This window comes from Photobacterium sp. J15 (assembly GCF_963870815.1).
Taxonomy (GTDB): Bacteria; Pseudomonadota; Gammaproteobacteria; order Enterobacterales; family Vibrionaceae; genus Photobacterium; species Photobacterium marinum.
This window is the reverse complement of sequence record NZ_CAWMUI010000001.1, coordinates 2,184,658-2,203,733: the sequence shown is the minus strand read 5'-3', so window position 1 is coordinate 2,203,733 and position 19,076 is coordinate 2,184,658. Positions and strand designations below refer to the sequence as shown.

Genomic DNA, 19,076 nt, shown 5'->3' with positions numbered 1-19,076 from the left:
CATTTTATCCAGGCAGGATTGTTATGAACTCCTTTCTAGGCTTATTACAAAAACGGACGCTGTAGTGAATAAAAACAGCCACTTATGCCTATTATTTGGTGGAATTACCGAGTTAAACCTGCGTCAATAAAATAACGTTAAAGTCATATTTATGACGAAATTCAATGGTTTATGTTTACCTTAATTCTTTATTACATAAATTTGTGAGAAAAATCACTGTTCGTACCAGTTGAAATTATAATCAGTATTTGCATTGTTTTTGTGCTGATTTGGGAATATTCCCATCCGGCATATCTCTTTAATATCAATATGTTATGATTTTTAGTGTGCAAGCGGTTGAATCTGACTTAGGTGTCATGTTGGTTAATTTATTGGTATATCTATCAATAGAGTATTATTGATATTAATGTTTAAAATCAGTAACCTCGCTTCCGCTTTGTGAATTGTATTACGTATGTTGTTCTCTAATCGTTCTATACATCAGGAGAATGCGTTCACCATGCAGCCAAAAAATTATAATTATTATATTTGCTACTTTTATAGCTTACTTCAGTAAAGCTAGGTATTTGTGTTGATTCGTTAAATCACCGTTGATTTAACTTGAAGGGTATTATCATGAGTTTTAATTGGGGATTAAGAGGCAAACTTCTTGCCTGTTTTTCGTGCTTAGCTTTATTTATCATCACGTCATATTCAACTTACTCTTATAACGAAATATATAAAACTGCAATCAAAGGACTAGATTCAAAATTAATATCATCCGCTTATGCATTAAACATGATCATCGGTGAGTCAACTCACAATGTATTACCAGAACGGGCAACTAACTATGATCAAATCAGTCGTCGTATAAGTTCTTATGTCGAAAAGTCAAATATAGACTGGGCATATTCTACGGTTCAGAAAAACGGGAAAATTTATTACACGTATATTAACCAGACAGAAGATGAGCTCAGAACAGGGTCTTATCAAAACTGGTACCTTGAAGAATATAAAGTTGTTCCAAAAGGTTTGACTAAAGCATTTATTACCCGTCAGGTTCAGTTTGAAGAGTATCAGGGTGAATATGGCTTATGGCGCTCTGTCTTTGTTCCTTTCAGAAATGCAAACGGTGAATATTATGTCATCGGTGTTGATGTTGCTTTAAGTGATATTGAAGCACTTCAGGATGAAGTTGTTGTTCATGTTATTGGGTTTGCAGCAGTACTTCTGACTATTACGCTCTTGGTAACTTACTATATTGCCGTGAAGACGGTTAAGCCAATTAATTATCTCAATCTTGTTCTGAAAGAGTTTGCTGATGGAGACTGGAATTTAACCCGTAACCTGAAGGTCACTAATACAGACGAAGTCGGTATTATCACGCGCTCATTTAATGTCTTTATCTCATCATTACGCAGTCGGATTCACGATATCAATGATGGCTCTCAATCGATAAAAGAAGTTACAGCTAATCTGGATTCAATATTCGATGGTATTTCCAAGCGTTCTGTTGATCAGGCTGAAAATGTCAGAAGCAGTGCGACTGCTATTGAGGAATTAGCTGCCAGTATTCAAAGCGTTTCAATGATTGCTAATGATATCAATGATCAGGTTAAACGCTTTGAGCAGCAGACACAGGAAACGGTGACGACGGTTGATCAGGCTGTAAGTGGAATGGAAGATGTGCAGACTGGAGTGATCAATCTGGCGTCTAACCTTGAACATCTGGATAAGAGCACCAACGAAATCAACTCAATTGTTTCAGTGATTAAAGAGATTGCTGATCAGACCAACCTGTTGGCATTGAATGCAGCCATTGAAGCTGCACGCGCAGGTCAGCATGGACGTGGCTTTGCTGTTGTTGCTGATGAAGTCAGAAAGCTGTCGGAACGCACTTCGGTAGCGACGGTTGAAATCGAAACTATGCTGGACAATATTCGCACGGACACAAATAAAACCACGTCGAATATGCAGTCTTCTGTTGAATTAGTGAATGAGAGCACATCTCATGCAAATAGTGCCAGAGGTTCTTTGGTGACGTTCTCCGAAGAAATTATAGCTCTGCTAAATAGCATGGAGCAGATTTCTGAATCGATGAAAGAGCAGTCGGAAGCGGCACAACATCTGTCGGGTAATGTTTCATTGCTAAGTATGAGTGCGGATGAAAACCATTTGGCGACAAGGAATTCTGAAGTTGAATTAGAAGAATTGAAAAAGCGTTCTGTGAATCTTCACACTGTTGTGGAGCAATTCAAAATTTAATAAATGGAGTTTATTTTGAAGTTAAAAATATCATACTTAGCATTGTCTGTTTCTCTTATTTGCGGAAATGCTGTTGCTGCACCTTTTCTAATGTCTTCAGATGTTGCTCCTCAAGAGCAACAGGCAATGCAGGCGAATTCCTGGGTTGAAGTAAGTAAAGCAACGTTCGAAAATAATATTCGATTGCTGAAAAAAGAAGTTGGTTCAGAAACAAAAATTTGTGCTGTGATGAAGGCTGACGCTTATGGTAACGGTATTGAAAATCTGATCCCGTCAGTTATCAATAATGATATTAGCTGTATTGCAATTGCTAGCAATGAAGAAGCTAAAATGGCTCGAAAGAAAGGTTTCAAAGGACAAATTGTCAGAGTCCGTGCAGGTACTATTGCAGAAATTGAAGCAGCGGTTCAATTTAACGTTGAAGAGCTGATAGGTACTTATTCTCAAGCTGAAGCAATTTCAAAGCTGGCGAATAAATACGACACAGATATTGCAGTTCATCTCGCTTTCAACTCTGGTGGAATGGGCCGAAATGGTATTGATTTATCAACTGATGAAGGCAAAGAGGAAGCGCTTAAAATCACGCAAGCTAAGCGCGTAAATATTGTCGGTATGATGACTCACTTCCCGACAGAGGATCTGGATAAAACTCGTGCTGGACTAGAAAGATTCAAACAGGAAACAAGCTGGTTGATTCAAAAATCTGACTTGAATAGGGAAGATATTACGCTTCATGCAGCCAATTCTTATACTACATTGATGCTACCGGAGGCTCGCCTAGATATGGTGAGACCGGGTGGCGCTTTGTACGGTGATACAACACCGGTGTTCCCTGAATATAAGAGTGTGGTTACTTTCAAAACACAGGTTGCTTCTATCCATCATTTCCCGGCTGGTACCACAGTCGGTTATGACAGTACAGAGGTACTATCTCGACCATCGGTATTGGCTAATTTACCTGTTGGTTATTCTGACGGTTATCCGCGTTCACTGAGTCGTATCGGTTATGTACTGATTAATGGTAAGAAAGCGAAGATAGTCGGCAAAACATCCATGAACACAACCATGGTTGATATTACTGACATTGAGGGTGTTCACCTTGGGGATGAGGTAGTGCTTTATGGTCAGCAAGGCCATGAGGAAATTACTAGAGGTGAATTGGAAGAGAAGTCCGGTCGATTGTTCTGTGATTTATATACCTTATGGGGGAGCTCAAACCCTAAGTATTTGAAGTAAAAAATCTCCTGAGTGAGGAGGCTGGTTTTGCCAGCTTCCTCTAAATACTCAACCAGATCAGTGAATTGCTAAGTTCGTTATAACAATAAAAATAAGGGCTTTGAAATCGTGAACATTAGAAACAAAAATGCCACGTCAAAAGATAAAACTGAGAACAAGATGAAATCCTATATCGGATTTGACGAATTTAATGAGAAATGTGATGACGCGATAAACTCAAAGCCTGCTCTATATTCGAGCATCTATAGAAGATTGGTAAAGGCCTTCAAAAGTGATTTTTATAAGAAAGACAAAGAGTAGGGAGAACCAAAAGATAGAACTTCGTTCCGTCTTTTTGGTAAATAAACTTCGTGAAAGACACAAATTCAGGTCACAATTTGAAGGTGTTTTGACCCTTTTGGGAGCGTTACCACGGGTCGGTCACAGCTATCAATGGCCTTTGTATCCAAGGTGAGATCCCCAGATAAAAAAATCTCCCCATTCGGACAGGAGAATGGGGAGAGAAGTATAATTGTGTAGAATTATTTGTATGATTTAAATCATAACATAACCCTTTCTTATAACTCGTGATCTACCTCAATATTCATCATACAAAACATGCTGCAAATAAGATTGTTTCATACTGTTTAAATGTCGTTATTATCGCTAAAACGGATAATAAACGTGCTACAAGTGTGTTTGTTTGATTTGCAGGGTAAAGGCGAGTCCCAGCGAGAGTAAACCAGGCCAAAAGCAAAGCAGCATTTTAGCTTGGCAAGTCGGGTGGGGTTTTATAGATGAAAGAGATAAAAAAAACAGCCCATATCAAGGGCTGTTTTGTGTACGATATTAGGGGTTAACTTGAAAGCGCTCGTTGGCGCTTTTACTTGCTGTCCATTGTGGACAGGTAGCGAATAGTTTCAGCCATATCTTCAACACTTTCATGAGCGCTGCTTTGTACCAAGTACTTTCCTTTAACCAGGAAGGCCGGCACTGAAGCAATTTGAGCATTAGCGACCAGTTTCTCAGCGTCAGTCATCTTTTTATACACTTGCTTTTGCTGTTCTTCTGACAGGTCAAATGGGCTGGACAGCTCACGGCTTGTGAAGATCTTAGTCAGCTTTTCTTTGCGTTGTTCTTCGGTTACGGTGTCACTGCGATCCTGGACGTAGGCAAACATTTCTTCCATCAGAGCATGGTCAGGTTGGCCTCCGGTCTGAATTGCTGCTGTGTAGTAAATGTAAGCTGCAACTTGTGCACTCTGGTTAAAAGTAACGTGAACTTTGCTGATTTCAACGCCTGCTTGTTTTTTAATTTCAGGTAACAGGGTTTCCATGTTGCGGCAGTGACCACATCCCAGAGAGAAAATTTCCACTACATCAGGTGTATTGGCAGTTTCAGTAACAACAGTGTATTTCTCACCTTCCTGAGGGGCTGTAATGTCATTACAGCCGATTAGAGCAAGAAGAGCGAGGAACAAAGGAGCGATTGATTTAAGCATGGATACAGATATAAAAGAAAATAAGTAATGCCTAATTATGGCTGACTTCTGGCGAAAATTCGTGGAAATAAATCAAAACTTACAATTATTTACTCTAAATTGGTATCTGATTGAGATGTTTAAGTGATTGAACAATTCTGGAAATTAAGTATGATTGCCGACCTTTTGCTATGTGGAGGTACGGTATGTACATAGGATTTGATTACGGAACAGCAAACTGCTCAGTAGCGGTAATGGAGCAGGGCAATCCGCAGATGCTATCACTCGAGGGTGATAAGAAGTACATCCCTTCCACACTGTGTGCGCCTACACGTGAAGCGGTAAGTGAATATTTGTACCGTCACATGGGTGTTACACCTTCGGATACTGTTGGAGAGCAGGTGTTACGTCGCGCAATTGCCTTCAACCGTGAAGAAGACATCATTGTTGAAGCGGGCGATTTACGCTTTGGTCAGGCTGCACTGGATTTGTATCTGGAAGATCCGGAAGAGGTTTATTACGTAAAGTCGCCAAAATCTTTCCTTGGCGCGAATGGATTACGCGATGTGCAAATCAGCTTCTTTGAAGACTTGGTTTGCGCCATGATGAAAAACATCAAAAATCAATCCGAGCAGACATTGCAGCAGGATATTACCAGTACTGTGATTGGTCGCCCGGTTAACTTCCAGGGTTCTGGTGGTGAAACTGCAAACCAGCAGGCAGAAAAAATCCTGACTCAGGCTGCAATGCGCGCCGGTTTTAAAAATATCGAATTTCAGTTTGAGCCGGTTGCAGCCGGGCTTGAATACGAAAGTACACTGACGGAAAACAAAACGGTGCTGGTGGTTGATATCGGCGGTGGCACAACCGATTGTTCAATCATTGAAATGGGACCACAGTGGCGAAACAAAGCAGATCGTCAGGCAAGCTTGCTGGCTCATAGTGGCTTAAGGGTCGGCGGTAATGATTTGGATATTCATCTTGCATTTCGTCAATTGATGCCAATGCTGGGGCTGGGTAGTAAAACTCAGAAGGGAATTGATATGCCAATTAGTCAGTTTTGGAACCCGATTGCTATCAATAACATTGCGGCTCAAACCGACTTTTATAGCAGTGCCAACCTTAAAGTACTGGAGCAGTTGAAGCGTGATGCGGCTGAACCGCAAAAACTGGATCATTTGCTGCGCGTTTACTTCGAAACATTAGGCTATCAGTTAGTGCGAAAGGCAGAAGAAGGCAAAATCGCGCTGTCTGATTCACCAGATTGCCGTATCGCACTGAACAGCTTCGCAGAGGCGCTGGAAGTGAATGTCAGTCAGCAGGATATGGCAGCAGCGATTGAATCACCAAGAGTGAAAATTAGTCAGCTTGTAACTGAGGCGATCACACAAAGTGGCAAGAAACCGGATGTGGTATACATGACCGGTGGTACGGCGCGCTCGCCAATTTTGAGATCATGTATTGAGCAGCAGTTGCCGGATGTACCGGTTGTCAGCGGTAGTTTCTTTGGCTCAGTAACTGCCGGGCTGGCTCGCTGGGCTGAGCAGTGCTTCTCATAAATCTAATTTCCCCTCCAATATTAAATTTCAGGCCCTTATAGGGCCTGAAATGTTTCTGTTGAATTCTCTTTCAGTTTGCAGCTGGTGCTTTAAGGTTTTTTAGCCCAAGCTGAACACCAGCCTTCTGCCGCTACCACCTTACCCGGGAAGATTGCGCAAGGACGCCATTCGTCGCCTTCATTCCCCTGAAGCAGTGCGCAGTTTGAACATTTTTTATCACTATGTGGTGAGGCATGCACATATTTCAGCGCAGCAGCCTGAGGATCATCTTCTGCCAACTGAGGTAGGTCAGCGGCATGAGCTGGTTTTAACAGGTCTCTGCCTCCCATCGTCATCCCAATTACACCGGCCAGGCTGAGCTTTAAGAATTTTCTGCGACTTGGTTGATTTTTCATTGCTACATCCTTTTCGAAACGACATTGCTTTGTAATTTAACGGCGAGTTCAGCGGATCCGATCAAGCCATTGTTGTTTGAATTGTTATTTATGCTGGCTGGCAGCTGACCCTAAGGTAACTGCCTGAACCATAAGAGCAATACAAGTGTGGTATGCAATTGACATCCTTGCCAGTCAGATTTGTCACGTCATTGCAAAAGTGTGGTCGCTATGGTGTTGAAGTTTAAAGGAATTAGTGTAATGGATTACAGATTATTGCTGCCTGATTAATAAATCATCTCTGGTTGGTCGAATTTTAAGTCATTGACAACAAAAGGTTTGAAGTGGAGCAAAAAACGACACATTGAACAGGTAACTGACTTGCCGCAGACGTTAAGCAAGCACATGATATGCCCGCATTACCAATCACGAAAAAAACAAAGGTAGTAAAAATGAAATTGTTATTAATTGACATTGATGGTGCGTTAGTCGACTGCGACCGGCTTGATACTGAATGCTATAGCCGGGCCATTGAAGATGTTGTAGGCGTAAAGGTTGATACCGATTGGAGCCAGTATCGTAATGTCACAGAATCCGGTGTGCTGGATGAGATCATTGCTAAGCATGAAGTGCAGGGCAGTCGCTCTCAGATCCACCGTAAGGTTGAGTTGCGTTATCTGGAGCGAATGCGTGAGTTTCTGGCTAAAAATCCTGCGGAATTGAGTTTGATTCAAGGGGCAAGAGAATTTATTGAGCAGATGAAGGCGCGAAATGATACCCATCTGGCTATCGCAACTGGTGGCTGGGAGTCTGTTGCTAAACTCAAGCTTCGTACTCTGGGGATTGATCTATCAGGAATCACGTTTGCCTCTTCGTCTGATGCGATGAGCCGCACAGAGATCATGGCACTGGCTGCTTTCCGTGCCAAACAGGATTCCGGCAATACTTTTGTCCGTCGGGTATTTTTCGGTCACGGCGACTGGAATAAATTTGCTTCAAGCGAGCTGGGATATGACTTTGTTGCTGTAGGTGATGATTGCCAGCACCATACCCATATTCCAAACTTCGTTCACTATCAGTCGGCCTTTTCACAACTGGCTATTCATTAGTGATGTGATAAAGCGGATTTGTGCGCCCAAAGACAGATTGCGCTGTGGACGTCACTGCAAAATGTCATTTTTTTGTCTAGGATTTCATAAGTAAGCGCAAATTGCTGTAGTTGGAGTGAAACCGCGCATGGATAATAAAAATGACTGGGTTACCCATTGGTTTACTGACATTTGGAGTAAGGCTGACGGGCGTTTGTTGGCTGAATATGCCGCAGATCCTTTTAACTTTCATCTGCCGGGGGGAAGGACCCACACTCTGAGCCACAGTGAGTACCTGAATTTTATTTCGATTTGGTGCCAGCGGTTTAAGAATGTCAGATTTTCTGTTAAAGACGTTATCAATGACGGGGAAAAAACCGTTGCGCTATATCAGTGCACTGCTACATATAACGGCGGATGGGCGCGAATTCCGGCAAGAAAGCAAGATGTGCACATGACCGGTATGGTTATGTTCAGAAAGAAAAATGGCATGATTTCAGATTGCTGGCTTGAAGACAGCAGCTTTGATGTTTATCAGCAACTGACAAAGTATTTAGATTAGTCTCGCATTTAAATTGTCAGTGTTTTCTTATCTGTCGTGTCTAGTCCTAAAATAGGTTGACGCTTTTTTATGAAGCCAGTAAGAAATCCCTGCTGGCTTTTTCATGCACTTCACTCGGGGTTTTCATTCCCAAGCTCATATGCGGCCTTAAGTCGTTATATATTGATATCGACTCTTTCACTAACACCATGAGCTCCTTCATCGTATTGCATTGATAGAGCAGGAACTCATTCTTTAGGATCCCGTTAACCCGTTCTGCAAGGGCGTTTTGATAACAGTCATAACCATCCGTCATTGAAGGGGTCATGCCGTTGGCATTTAACTTTTCCTGATATTCTGACGAACAGTACTGTAGACCTCTGTCTGAGTGATGGATGGTGGCGGCATTGGTTCGGCGGTTCATGATTGTCATGTCTAACGCCTTAACCACATCACTGGCCTTCATTTCATTACTCAGCTCATAACCCAGTATCTTTCGAGAGTAAGCATCCGTGACTAACGAAAGGTAGTGCGTCCCTTCATCGGTTTTTACATAGGTGATATCGCTGACAACAACTTCTTCTACATGGCTAACTGTTCTTTCTTTTAGCAAGTTAGGATGCTTTCTAAGCCAGTGTTTGCTGTTAGTTGTCTTGGTGTAGTTCCTTTTTGGCTTGACCAACATATTTTCGTTTTTTAAATACTTAAATAAGCCGTCTCGCCCCAACTTTATTCCTTGCCGCTTAAGCTGGGGCTTAATCAACAGATATAGCTTGCGAGTGCCGACGCGTGGCATAAACTGCCGCCAGTACATCACCATTTCTTTCACTGGCAAAAGCTCGTCAGCACGCGCCTCCAGACGTCGTTTCCATTGATACACCGCTTGCCGGGATAAGTTGAACAGCCTGCATGCAGAAGCCAGTTTTACTTTCCCTTGTTCTTTGGCAAGCCAGAGCGTTCGGCTAAGTACTTTTTTTCTAAATCTATGCCATGTTCTTTCTTAAGAATTTCCACCATATCGCCATAAATCATGTTCTTCATTTCGGCGTTGGCGAGGGCTTTTTCAAGTCGCTTAATTTTTTGCGCTGGCGTTTCTTTGGATTTCGACATAGAAGGAAAGTGCTCAATTGGTTTCGACCAATCCAACTTACCATGCTTTCTCAGCCAGACAAGAACTGTACTTCGCCCTTGGATGCCATAGCACATTTGAGCTTGTTTGTATGTCATCTCGCCTTTTTCAACTTGGGCAACGACAGCCAATTTAAAGCCCATTGTGTAATCTCGCTGGGTGCGCTTTTTTATGCCTGAATATCTCAGATTACGCTGGTTGTGCGTCAGCAGTTTGCGACAGTTTTAGTTGTTCGAAGAACTGCTTCGATTCAGCCACAATAACTTCACGGAGCATGATCAGACCAATCAGGTTAGGGATTGCCATCAGACCGTTCACGATATCAGCAATAATCCAGATCATGTCCAGCTTCAGGAATGCACCACCGGCAACCAGAACCAGGAAGAAGATTTTGTATGGCAGGATTGCTTTAACACCGAAAAGGTACGTAATGCAGCGTTCACCGTAGTAGTTCCAGCCCAGGATTGTTGTGAAGGCAAAGAACATCAGGCCAACAGATACCATTAGTGGACCCCAAAAAGAAGAATCCAGACCACTTGCGAAAGCAAATGTAGTCATTGCCGCACCTGCGTGCTCGCTTTCCCATGCGCCTGTTACTACAAGCGTCAGACCCGTCATGGTACAGATGATAATGGTATCGAAGAAGGTACCAGTCATCGATGTCAGACCCTGACGAACACATGAGTCAGTTTTTGCAGCAGCTGCTGCCATAGGGGCACTACCCAGACCAGATTCGTTCGAGAACACACCGCGAGCAATACCAGACTGGATCGCCAGCATGATACCTGCACCAACAAAACCACCGGTTGCAGCATGGCCGGTAAAGGCAGAAGTGATAACCAGCTGGATAGCTGCTGGCAGGGCATCAGCCTGAGAGTAAAGCACGGTAAAACATGCAGTAATGTACAGACCGGCCATCAGAGGCACAACTTTACTTGCTACATTGGCAATCGACTTGATACCACCCAGAGTTACTGTTGCAACCAGGATTGTCAGAATCACTACTGTGTATTCACGAGGCATTTCAAATGACAGGTATGCGGCATCAACAATTGCATTTGCTTGCGGGAAAGTACCGATACCGAAGCAGGCAACACCCAGAGCAAAGATAGCAAACAGTTTAGCCAGCCACTTGCTACCGACACCTTTTTCCAGGTAGTACATCGGGCCGCCGATCATCTGACCGTTTGCATCAGTTTCACGGTATTTTACTGCAAGCAGACATTCTGCATATTTGGTTGCCATGCCGAACAGGGCGGCAATCCACATCCAAAGTAATGCACCCGGACCACCCAGTTTTATTGCGGTCGCAACACCAACAATGTTACCGGTACCAATAGTTGCCGAAAGGGCAGTACACAGTGCGGCGAAGCTGGAAACATCACCCGAGCCTTTACCGTTGTTCTTGCTTGAAAAAACATAGCTCAGTGCCAGTGGAAGATGGCGGATCTGAATAAAGCCAAGGCGTACAGTCAGGTACAGACCTGTACCAACAAGTAGAATAAGTAGAGGCGGACCCCAGATAAAGCTGTCAATTGTTTGTAGTAGATTGTGTAGTGAATTCATCATTCTCCCCTTAAACATCAAAGGAAGAGATAAAAAACAACAGAAAAGTTGTATTACAGGATAGACCCGTAGATATAGAGCTGTTGATCTTATCTCCTCTGTCCTTTTGCCTGAGAGTTTCACTTCTGTTGCTGTTTGCACAGCAACAAAAACTTGCTCCTTCGGCGTCCGATTTAACGGATCTCTCCAGAGGCTCCTCCAACAGCAGTCCATACCAGTCTGTCAATTCATTGAACTGACAGAACAGTGCCTGAAAGATTTACACATCATGATCTGTGAGAATCAGAACGGGTGAGGTGCTTACTTCTTCGGCGGGAGAGTACGTTTAGCCCAAAGTTAATCCTTTGGAATCATTGATGTACTCAGCCACTCTCCTGCTGTCTTCATCGGAACTCGATTTTCGAGCGACAATACTAATAGATAAAAATGTGATTGTCTGCAAAAAATTTTCACTGTTCTGAGAAAATTTTCAATCTGACAAGGAAAAAGTTCAAAAAGTAGTCTAAGGGGGAGGCTTTACATTCCTAACAATGATTTTGTTTGTTGACTATTTGAGACAGGTTATGTAATCAGTTTTACTTAAAATTACGCATATACCAGCAAAAAAAACTGTAATGTTATTTTTTTATCGTCAGCTATACTATTTTATAGTGAGCTAAATTAGCTATCCAAATAGATTTTTTTGGAATTTGAAATTAGTTTTATATTTCTAATTGGAATGCTCGCTTTGTGGAAATGACTTCTTTTTCGATGTAAATCGTTGAAAGGCTGGATGTAGCAGATTGTGCGGTAATTATTGCTTAAATTTGAAACAAACTAGTCAAACTGGATTTATTTAGGTTTCTGAACGTTAATAATTCATATGTAGTCAGTTTTTTGACGTTACGCTCATAACTATTCTTATAAGACAATAAACAAAATTAGTATTCATCGACAAGGAGTGTTTAATCGCGTCATGCAGTGAACTGCATGCAACCATAACACTATTAGTAAGGTGAATTTGTGATTTGGGTTAGTTGTAGTCATTATGACAAAACGGCAGAAGCCAGAGATAATCTGAAGTTGTCACACAACGTCGTTGATGTTTCGCCTTTTGAGTTACTTTCGACAATGACTGGGCAGGAATTGATTTTCCTTGAGGTTATTGATTCATCATCGGAAGGTTTTGAATTATTACGCTCGGTTAAGGGGCGTTTCCCGTTGGCTAAAGTTGTCGTCGTGTACCATAAACTTGATGCTAATCTGGCATTGAATGTTTTACGTGCCGGCGGTGAGGATGTGATTTCCGCTACGGCTACTCGTCAGGATTTGGATGAGTGTTTTAGTCGATTGCATACACACCATGTTGAAAGTGAAGCAGATTCGGGTTTTGAGCATCGCGAGTTGTCTATCAGACCAGCGTTGAAAATCATTGATGAAAACATCAGTGCACCGTTGCGAGAGGAAGACTTGGCTAATGCCTGTCATTATTCTCCGACGTATTTTTCGCGGCTGTTCCATAGCATCATGGGGGTCACTTTAAAGCAGTACATTATCAAGAAACGACTTGATCTTGCCTGCGGCTTGCTGAGTTCTGACCGCGAGAAAATCTCTCAGGTTGCTAACTCGGCAGGATTTAAGGATGTCTCTTATTTTTCCCGGGTTTTTAAGAAGCATATGGGGTGTTCACCGGGTGAGTTCAGGATGCGTAAGCACAATTTGAATTCCTGAATTGTGATTGAGTCAGCATTTATTTCTGATTCTCTGGTGATTTTATGTTTACAAAGTATAAAGTTACCGGAAATTTGCCGATAATATATGAAATACAGTCAGCGTGCCTGTATTAGCCAATAAGTTGATATGCACATGGTTTATTGGTTAATAAGGCATGCTGTTTTATTGCGTTCCTGATGAAGGGGGACGCACAATAATCGTAGTTAACGGTAACTGCAGAAAAAGAATGACCTCCTTTCACGATATTTTAGGCACTGACGACAAAACAGGCAGTGCAGATGTTAAGCGCCGATACAAACTGCTTTCAAGCCGCCTTCACCCGGATAAAGGCGGTTCTAAGGCGTTAATGCAGATGATTGTCCAGGCTTACGAAAAAGTAAGCGCAGGAAAAGGGCATGAAGAAGCCGTTCGCACCATTCAACTCAAAGATCCCTCAGCCGAAAGTAACAATGCGAAACTCAAGCATCTTGAGCGAGAATTTGTGGGATTGAAGAAGCTGAATGAACAGCTTACTCAGCAACTTAAAGAAGAGCAGGAAAAGAACCGAAGCAGCAATAAAGAAAGCGAGCGTTATACCAATGCTGTTGAGGATGAGCTGAAGTGGCTGAGACGTGAGAATCGCAGGCTGAACAGTCAGCTTGAAGAGGCTCGCCGTAAAGTCAGTGAAAATACCCGAGCTATTGTGCCATCTTCCGGCTCTGCATCTTCATCGGGCGCTTCTGTCTCAATGGATGACCTTGCACCAAAAGTTCAAAACCAGCTAAAGGCGTTGGGTGGCTTTAATATCCGCCGTTACGGGTTGGTATTGATGATGCCGGCCATTATTGCCGGTTTGCTCTTTACGCTTGGTAAAGAGCCCTGGTTAGCTTTGCTGGCGATGTTTGAAGAGCCAAAGGAAAAGCCTGAGGCTGTGGTGACGATACTCGATACTAATCCGGTAGATGCTGCTGCATCAGCGGCATTATCGGAGAAGCAGGTATTGAATGTGGCTCCGGTGAAGCCTAAACCTAAGCCGCGCATTAAATTAGAAAGTATTTCCGGCTTGTGGCAACTGCGTTTCTATGAGAACAACAGAATGCCCTATATCAGCGTCAGGAGTGAGAAGGGCTCGTATGTGGTTAAAAGCTGTAATACTGGATTTCAGTATTACCGTAACTCGAACCTGAGATCCGGACGTTTGTCGGCAAACCTGATTTTTGACCGGCAAGATCGCCACTTTATGATCTACAACATTCCATATGGAAATGGTTCCTTTGCGGCGAACTGGTCGGAAAGCAAAAGCTTGTTGATAAACAAAGAGTATTTCCCTAACGAAGGATTCGCAGAGGCGTATTACCAGTTACAGCAGGCTTGTCCTTATTGAGCTTTATAATCAAGCTCAGTACGGTTTATAAACTTAAGCTCAAGTAAAAAAGGCACATATTGTGCCTTTTTCTGTTTCTGGTGATTGTATTGCTGATTGAGCTTATAAGGTCGCCAGGAAGTTCTCAATTTTTGCTTTGTGCTCAGCGACAGTTGCATCACTTGGTAGCTTGTTATGTTTGTGAGTCAGGTACACCAAGAGTGCCATTTGCGCTGTCAGGCGGTTCTCTGCTTCATCAAAGATAATTGAATTTGGTGACTCCATGACTTCACGGGTACATTCGCGCTGATCGTTTGCTGGCAGGCAGTGCATGAAGATTGCGTTAGGGCCGGCTTTGTCCATCATTTCCTGAGTCACAACATATTCCGGGATGAAGGTAGACAGGCGGATTTCTTTCTCGTCTTCCTGACCGAACCAGTAGAAGCTGTCAGCAACAATAATGTCACAGCCTGCCACTTCATCAGTATTGTCGGTAATTACCAGTTTGCCGCCGGATGTTTCGCAGTTTTCAAGAGCGATATCAACCCATTTCTGAGGTGCTTTGAAACGGTCAGGACAGATATGCTTGAATGTCATGCCGAATTTGGTGCAGGCGAACATGAGTGAAGAAGCAACGTTGGTGGCATCGCCGACAAAGGCAACCGTCAGATCTTCCATAGCCTTACCGTCAGGTAGGTGTTCAATCATGGTGAACAGGTCGGCCATTATTTGAGTCGGGTGCAGCCAGTCACAAAGACCGTTGATAACAGGTACGCTTGCTTGTTCTGCCAGGCCGGCAACTGTGGTGTGCTCGTCGACACGAGCCATGATGACATCAACCATACGAGACATTACGCGTGCAGTATCTTCCAGAGACTCTTTGCTACCAAGATGGATGTCTTTTGGTGAAAGGAACAGGGCATGACCGCCAAGCAGGGTTGCTGCTGTTTCGAATGAGATACGGGTACGGGTTGATGGTTGTTCAAAAATCATTGCGACAGATTTGCCTTTAAACAGCTGCGGAATAGCATTATCTCGGCGAGCCTGTTTAAGCATTGCCATCAGGTCAAGAATGTCAGTTAGTTCTTTTTTGGTGAAATCCTGAGTTTTTAAGAAATGACGCAGACCTTCTTTATTTAGGTTAGTAGCGCTTGAAGATGGCAGTTTCATAATTCATTCCTTCTTGTTTCTGGTAATAAGTTGATTCGGTTAATGAGTGCTTTATTTATCACTCTTGTTTGGATGTGTTTATTATTGAAGGGATGAGTTATTTATTCTCAAATCAGAATCACTAATCGATCTAAGTGTTGCCGGTGGATAATACGGATTGATTTTTATCACAGAATTAACTTTTGTGGTGTTTATAAATTCGATATTTGATTTTAATCCTCTGTCGGGGTTATTTGATTTTAGTGTTTATCGAAGACAAGGTGATGATAGAAGAAGTAATAAATTACTTTGTTGTTGGTTTTAATGGAATTATACATACAAAAAGCCCTGGTAACCGGAGTTGCCAGGGAATAGATACAATAGAGAAACAGATTAATTAGTAGCGTTAATTAATGGTTGGCGAGGAAGCATTTTAGGTAAATAAACATTGAGATAAGCTTCGGTTACGGTAATGGCTTCTCTTGCCATCTCCGGCGGGATGGAGCCATTTTCCCGATAATTCATTGAATATACTTTATCCGCAACTTGCAGGGCGATTGCAAAAATATTCACATCTTTAGGCAGTTCCGGCAGGACAAAATGTCGACGGTAAATTTCTTCAACATATTCTGCCAGCACCAGATCATTCTGTGCATCAGCGTGGCGGATAGAAGCATAAGTATGTTGGCCGAGCAAAATGCGTTGTACCAGCGGGTTGTTGTTGTAATAGGTTACAAATCCTTGCTCAATCATCCGGTTAATATCAGACCAGTGATTGATCTTCTCCGGCACGATGGCATTTTGCAGTACTGATTTGAAGTCTTCAAAGATGTCTTCCATCAATCGATACATCAGTGCTTCGATGTTCGGGTAGTGGTGGTAGACGGTTGAGGCTGCGATGGCAGCCTCTTTGGCAACATCATAGATGGAAATGCTATTGACGTCCCGCTGGGAAACCAGGTTTGTTGCGGCAGTGTGGATTCGCTCAAGACGTTGTTTAGTAGATTCTTTTTTCATGTTTTTTCCTGGTTGCCAGCAGTTTTGGTTCCTTTACTAACACTTTACTCGATACTGATGTGAGTACCAGAGCTGTGTGACATAATTTCAGCTGTTTTATGTAGAGATCCGATATGACCTGTACCGTTTGTGGCTTTGGCGAATGCACAGCAGGCATCCACTTTCGGCGCCATAGAGCCGGCCGCAAACTGATACTGGGTGATTTCATCTACGCTGACATCATGTAACGGCTTTTCATTGGGAGTTCCCCAGTCAACACAAACATAGTCACCGTCAGTAAGGATGAGGAAGTGTTCTGCGCCCAGTTGAGTTGCCAGAACCGCCGCAGATAAGTCTTTGTCTATGACAGCTTCAACGCCCTGATAGCCATTTTCTCCATCGACAACAGGGCATCCGCCGCCACCGCAGCAAATTACCATATGATCCTGTTCCAGCAGGGTTTTGATGCTGTTAATTTCCAGAATAGCCTGAGGCTGAGGTGATGGTACAACCCGGCGCCAGTATTCACCGTCTGGCTTGATAGACCAGTTGTATTTATCGGCCATCAGCTCTGCTGTAGCTTTGTCGTAAACCGGGCCGATGAACTTATTCGGGTCATTGAAAGCCGGATCATTGCTGTCAACAGCAACCTGAGTGAGTATGGTGCTGATTTCAGTATTTGGCAGTGAGCGACGAAGGGATTGCGCCATCATGTAACCGATCATGCCCTGGGTTTCGGCACCTAGAATATCAAGTGGGTAGGGCGGAGTATCGGTATAAGCCAGGTTTTGCAAAGCCAGCAGCCCGACCTGCGGACCATTACCGTGGACAATCACTACACGGTAGTCCTGATTCAGTTTTGCCAGGGCATCTGCTGCAATGGCAATGTTCTTAGCCTGATTGCCGTGGCTCATGGTTTCGCCTCGCTGTAACAGGGCGTTTCCGCCGACAGCGACGACCAAAATCGGTTTGTCGTTTTTCATCTGATTATTCCTGTCACGTTATGGGTTTTGCCTCTCGGCTTGCATAAAAATTATCGTCTGCAGGCATAACTCAGAGTTGATCAGAATCAATTTTTTTAACCTTTGAATAATCAACCCCATTTTTTGAATCGATCGTCACGGCTTGGCAATGATTTCTGTTCGAATTATCGATAAGTGATTCTCATAACGATAGCCACTTAATTGCTTTGCTTAGATATTAAGTATCGAAACGTTGAACAAAAGCACCCGAAATAAAATTAAATGGAGAGTTGTTATGGAAACTCAAAACTCAACGGGAAAAATGGGGGTAGGCAGCCTAGCCTTATTTAGCCTCTGTGCCGTTATTGTTGTTGATACATTAACAGCATCGGCTTCAATTGGTGTAAGTGCAATTGGCTGGTGGCTGGTGACATTAATTGTGTTTGTTATTCCTTACGGATTAATAACGTCTGAATTAAGTACAACCTATCCCGGTGAAGGCGGTATTTATGATTGGGTTAAACAAGCTTTTGGTTATAAATGGGCGGTAAGAACAACATGGTTCTATTGGATTAATGTCGGACTATGGATGCCTGCAGTTTATATTATGTTTGCGGGTATGTTTTCCGAGTTGTTCTTCCCTGATTTGTCTTTATTCTGGCAAATCGCTATTTGTATTGGCTTAACCTGGTTAACTATCTGGATTTGTAATGTATCTGTAGATGTCGGTGTCTGGGTTATTAATATCGGCGCAGTGCTGAAAATAACCGTGATTGCCGTATTGGGCTTCGGTGGCTTCATCTACGCGGCTAAGCATGGTGTGGCGAATGAATTTACATTGTCTGCAATGATGCCAAGCCTGGATACCGGTGTTGCTTTCCTGCCTGCACTGGTCTTCAACCTGATGGGGTTTGAGCTGGTCGGTACTATGACTAAGGAAATGAAAGATGTCCGCGACATGCCGAAATCGGTATTCCTTGCTGCCGGTATCACTGCGTTCCTGTATGTCTTCGGCACAGTGGGCATTCTGATGGCATTGCCGGTAGAAGATATCGGTCTGGTTGCCGGTATTGTTGACACTCTACGCAAGCTGTTTGGTGACGGTGCATTCGGACAATTCATGGTGTATGCCATCGGTGTAATGGCTCTTCTGACCTTCATCGGCAACATGGTGACCTGGACAATGGGTGCTAGCCGTGCAGCAGCGGAAGCTGCCGGTGAGGGAGAGCTGCCGGAAATGGTGGCTAAAGTATCCGAGAAATACCAAACCCCGGTTGGTGCTAACAACATCACAGGTATGCTTTCAACCGTTGTTATTCTTGCTTATGCCTTGTTTGCTCAGTCCAGTGATGAGCTGTTCTGGTCGGTATTCGCATTCTCAAGCTGTATTTTCCTGCTGCCATATCTGTTTATGTTCCCTTCATACCTGAAGTTGCGTATCAGCGATCCTAAAACGCCTCGTCCTTTCCGGGTTCCTGGCAGCATGGGTGTGCAATGGGTACTGAGCATTATCTGCTTCTTCGTTATTGCCCAGGCTGTTGTGCTGTTCATCTTCCCTGACTTACTGACACTCAGCATTAACTGGACTTATAGCGCACCTGTCTTTATCGGAGTGATTCTTACCGTTGCAATGGGTGAATACCTTCTGAAACAGGCAATTGCCAGAAAAGAAAAAGCAGAGCAGGCCGCATTACAACAGCAAAACGCGTAGCAGTATC

General features: G+C 43.3%; 15 protein-coding genes and 1 riboswitch. Of the genes, 8 read left to right on the top strand and 7 right to left on the bottom strand.

Annotated elements, in window-relative coordinates:
* The first annotated feature begins 615 nt into the window (after nucleotides 1–615).
* Both AACQ93_RS10100 and alr read left to right on the top strand, forming a co-directional pair.
* A complete protein-coding gene (locus AACQ93_RS10100; RefSeq protein WP_064604699.1) occupies nucleotides 616–2,244 on the top strand; it encodes a methyl-accepting chemotaxis protein in 1,629 nt (542 codons plus the stop codon).
* 15 nt (nucleotides 2,245–2,259) lie between these two features.
* Nucleotides 2,260–3,480 (top strand): alanine racemase, encoded by a 1,221-nt coding sequence (gene alr, locus AACQ93_RS10095; RefSeq protein ID WP_157097555.1) that lies wholly within the window; start codon nucleotides 2,260–2,262, stop codon nucleotides 3,478–3,480.
* Between the two features lie 862 nt (nucleotides 3,481–4,342).
* Here alr and AACQ93_RS10090 read toward each other — a convergent pair.
* A complete protein-coding gene (locus AACQ93_RS10090; RefSeq protein ID WP_064604694.1) occupies nucleotides 4,343–4,960 on the bottom strand; it encodes a thioredoxin domain-containing protein in 618 nt (205 codons plus the stop codon).
* Between the two features lie 185 nt (nucleotides 4,961–5,145).
* On the opposite strand from AACQ93_RS10090, the gene yegD reads away from it, so the two are divergent.
* Nucleotides 5,146–6,498 (top strand): molecular chaperone, encoded by a 1,353-nt coding sequence (yegD, locus tag AACQ93_RS10085; protein WP_064604691.1) that lies wholly within the window; start codon nucleotides 5,146–5,148, stop codon nucleotides 6,496–6,498.
* Nucleotides 6,499–6,587: 89 nt separating this feature from the next.
* Here yegD and AACQ93_RS10080 read toward each other — a convergent pair whose 3' ends face one another.
* Entirely contained in the window at nucleotides 6,588–6,893 is a 306-nt protein-coding gene (locus AACQ93_RS10080) for a high-potential iron-sulfur protein (protein WP_064604689.1), read from the bottom strand.
* A gap of 431 nt (nucleotides 6,894–7,324) precedes the next feature.
* Between AACQ93_RS10080 and AACQ93_RS10075 the strand changes: the two genes are divergently transcribed.
* Both AACQ93_RS10075 and AACQ93_RS10070 read left to right on the top strand, forming a co-directional pair.
* The gene (locus tag AACQ93_RS10075) at nucleotides 7,325–7,981 is read left to right on the top strand and encodes an HAD hydrolase-like protein (RefSeq protein ID WP_064604688.1); all 657 of its coding nucleotides are present in this window, start codon (nucleotides 7,325–7,327) and stop codon (nucleotides 7,979–7,981) included.
* Nucleotides 7,982–8,108: 127 nt separating this feature from the next.
* Nucleotides 8,109–8,522 carry an ester cyclase gene (locus tag AACQ93_RS10070; RefSeq protein WP_064604686.1) on the top strand — a complete coding sequence of 138 codons (414 nt, stop codon included), beginning with the start codon at nucleotides 8,109–8,111 and terminating at the stop codon, nucleotides 8,520–8,522.
* Between the two features lie 67 nt (nucleotides 8,523–8,589).
* Here the strand turns inward: AACQ93_RS10070 and AACQ93_RS10065 are convergent.
* Both AACQ93_RS10065 and AACQ93_RS10060 read right to left on the bottom strand, forming a co-directional pair.
* Nucleotides 8,590–9,773 (bottom strand): IS3 family transposase gene (locus tag AACQ93_RS10065; protein WP_157097554.1). Its coding sequence is split into 2 segments (ribosomal slippage): nucleotides 8,590–9,470 and nucleotides 9,470–9,773, totalling 1,185 coding nucleotides; the frame shifts between segments, so codons are not numbered across the junction.
* Between the two features lie 46 nt (nucleotides 9,774–9,819).
* Entirely contained in the window at nucleotides 9,820–11,196 is a 1,377-nt protein-coding gene (locus tag AACQ93_RS10060) for an alanine/glycine:cation symporter family protein (protein WP_064604679.1), read from the bottom strand.
* An 88-nt stretch (nucleotides 11,197–11,284) separates the two neighbouring features.
* Nucleotides 11,285–11,396: riboswitch (glycine riboswitch) on the bottom strand.
* A gap of 802 nt (nucleotides 11,397–12,198) precedes the next feature.
* Here AACQ93_RS10060 and AACQ93_RS10055 point away from each other — a divergent pair.
* Together AACQ93_RS10055 and AACQ93_RS10050 are read left to right on the top strand one after the other, a co-directional pair.
* Nucleotides 12,199–12,906, top strand: coding sequence for a helix-turn-helix transcriptional regulator (locus AACQ93_RS10055; protein WP_064604677.1), 708 nt, complete (start codon nucleotides 12,199–12,201; stop codon nucleotides 12,904–12,906).
* A 229-nt stretch (nucleotides 12,907–13,135) separates the two neighbouring features.
* Nucleotides 13,136–14,272, top strand: coding sequence for a J domain-containing protein (locus AACQ93_RS10050; protein ID WP_064604675.1), 1,137 nt, complete (start codon nucleotides 13,136–13,138; stop codon nucleotides 14,270–14,272).
* A gap of 102 nt (nucleotides 14,273–14,374) precedes the next feature.
* On the opposite strand, the gene ptcA is transcribed toward AACQ93_RS10050, so the two are convergent.
* The 3 genes from ptcA to arcC all read right to left on the bottom strand — a co-directional run bounded on the left by ptcA (nucleotide 14,375) and on the right by arcC (nucleotide 17,379).
* Nucleotides 14,375–15,421 (bottom strand): putrescine carbamoyltransferase, encoded by a 1,047-nt coding sequence (ptcA, locus tag AACQ93_RS10045; RefSeq protein WP_064604674.1) that lies wholly within the window; start codon nucleotides 15,419–15,421, stop codon nucleotides 14,375–14,377.
* A gap of 372 nt (nucleotides 15,422–15,793) precedes the next feature.
* Nucleotides 15,794–16,417 carry a TetR/AcrR family transcriptional regulator gene (locus AACQ93_RS10040; RefSeq protein ID WP_064604672.1) on the bottom strand — a complete coding sequence of 208 codons (624 nt, stop codon included), beginning with the start codon at nucleotides 16,415–16,417 and terminating at the stop codon, nucleotides 15,794–15,796.
* A 44-nt stretch (nucleotides 16,418–16,461) separates the two neighbouring features.
* Entirely contained in the window at nucleotides 16,462–17,379 is a 918-nt protein-coding gene (gene arcC / locus AACQ93_RS10035) for a carbamate kinase (protein WP_064604670.1), read from the bottom strand.
* Between the two features lie 274 nt (nucleotides 17,380–17,653).
* Here arcC and AACQ93_RS10030 point away from each other — a divergent pair, with 274 nt between their 5' ends.
* Nucleotides 17,654–19,069 (top strand): APC family permease, encoded by a 1,416-nt coding sequence (locus tag AACQ93_RS10030; protein ID WP_064604668.1) that lies wholly within the window; start codon nucleotides 17,654–17,656, stop codon nucleotides 19,067–19,069.
* Nucleotides 19,070–19,076: the final 7 nt, after the last annotated feature.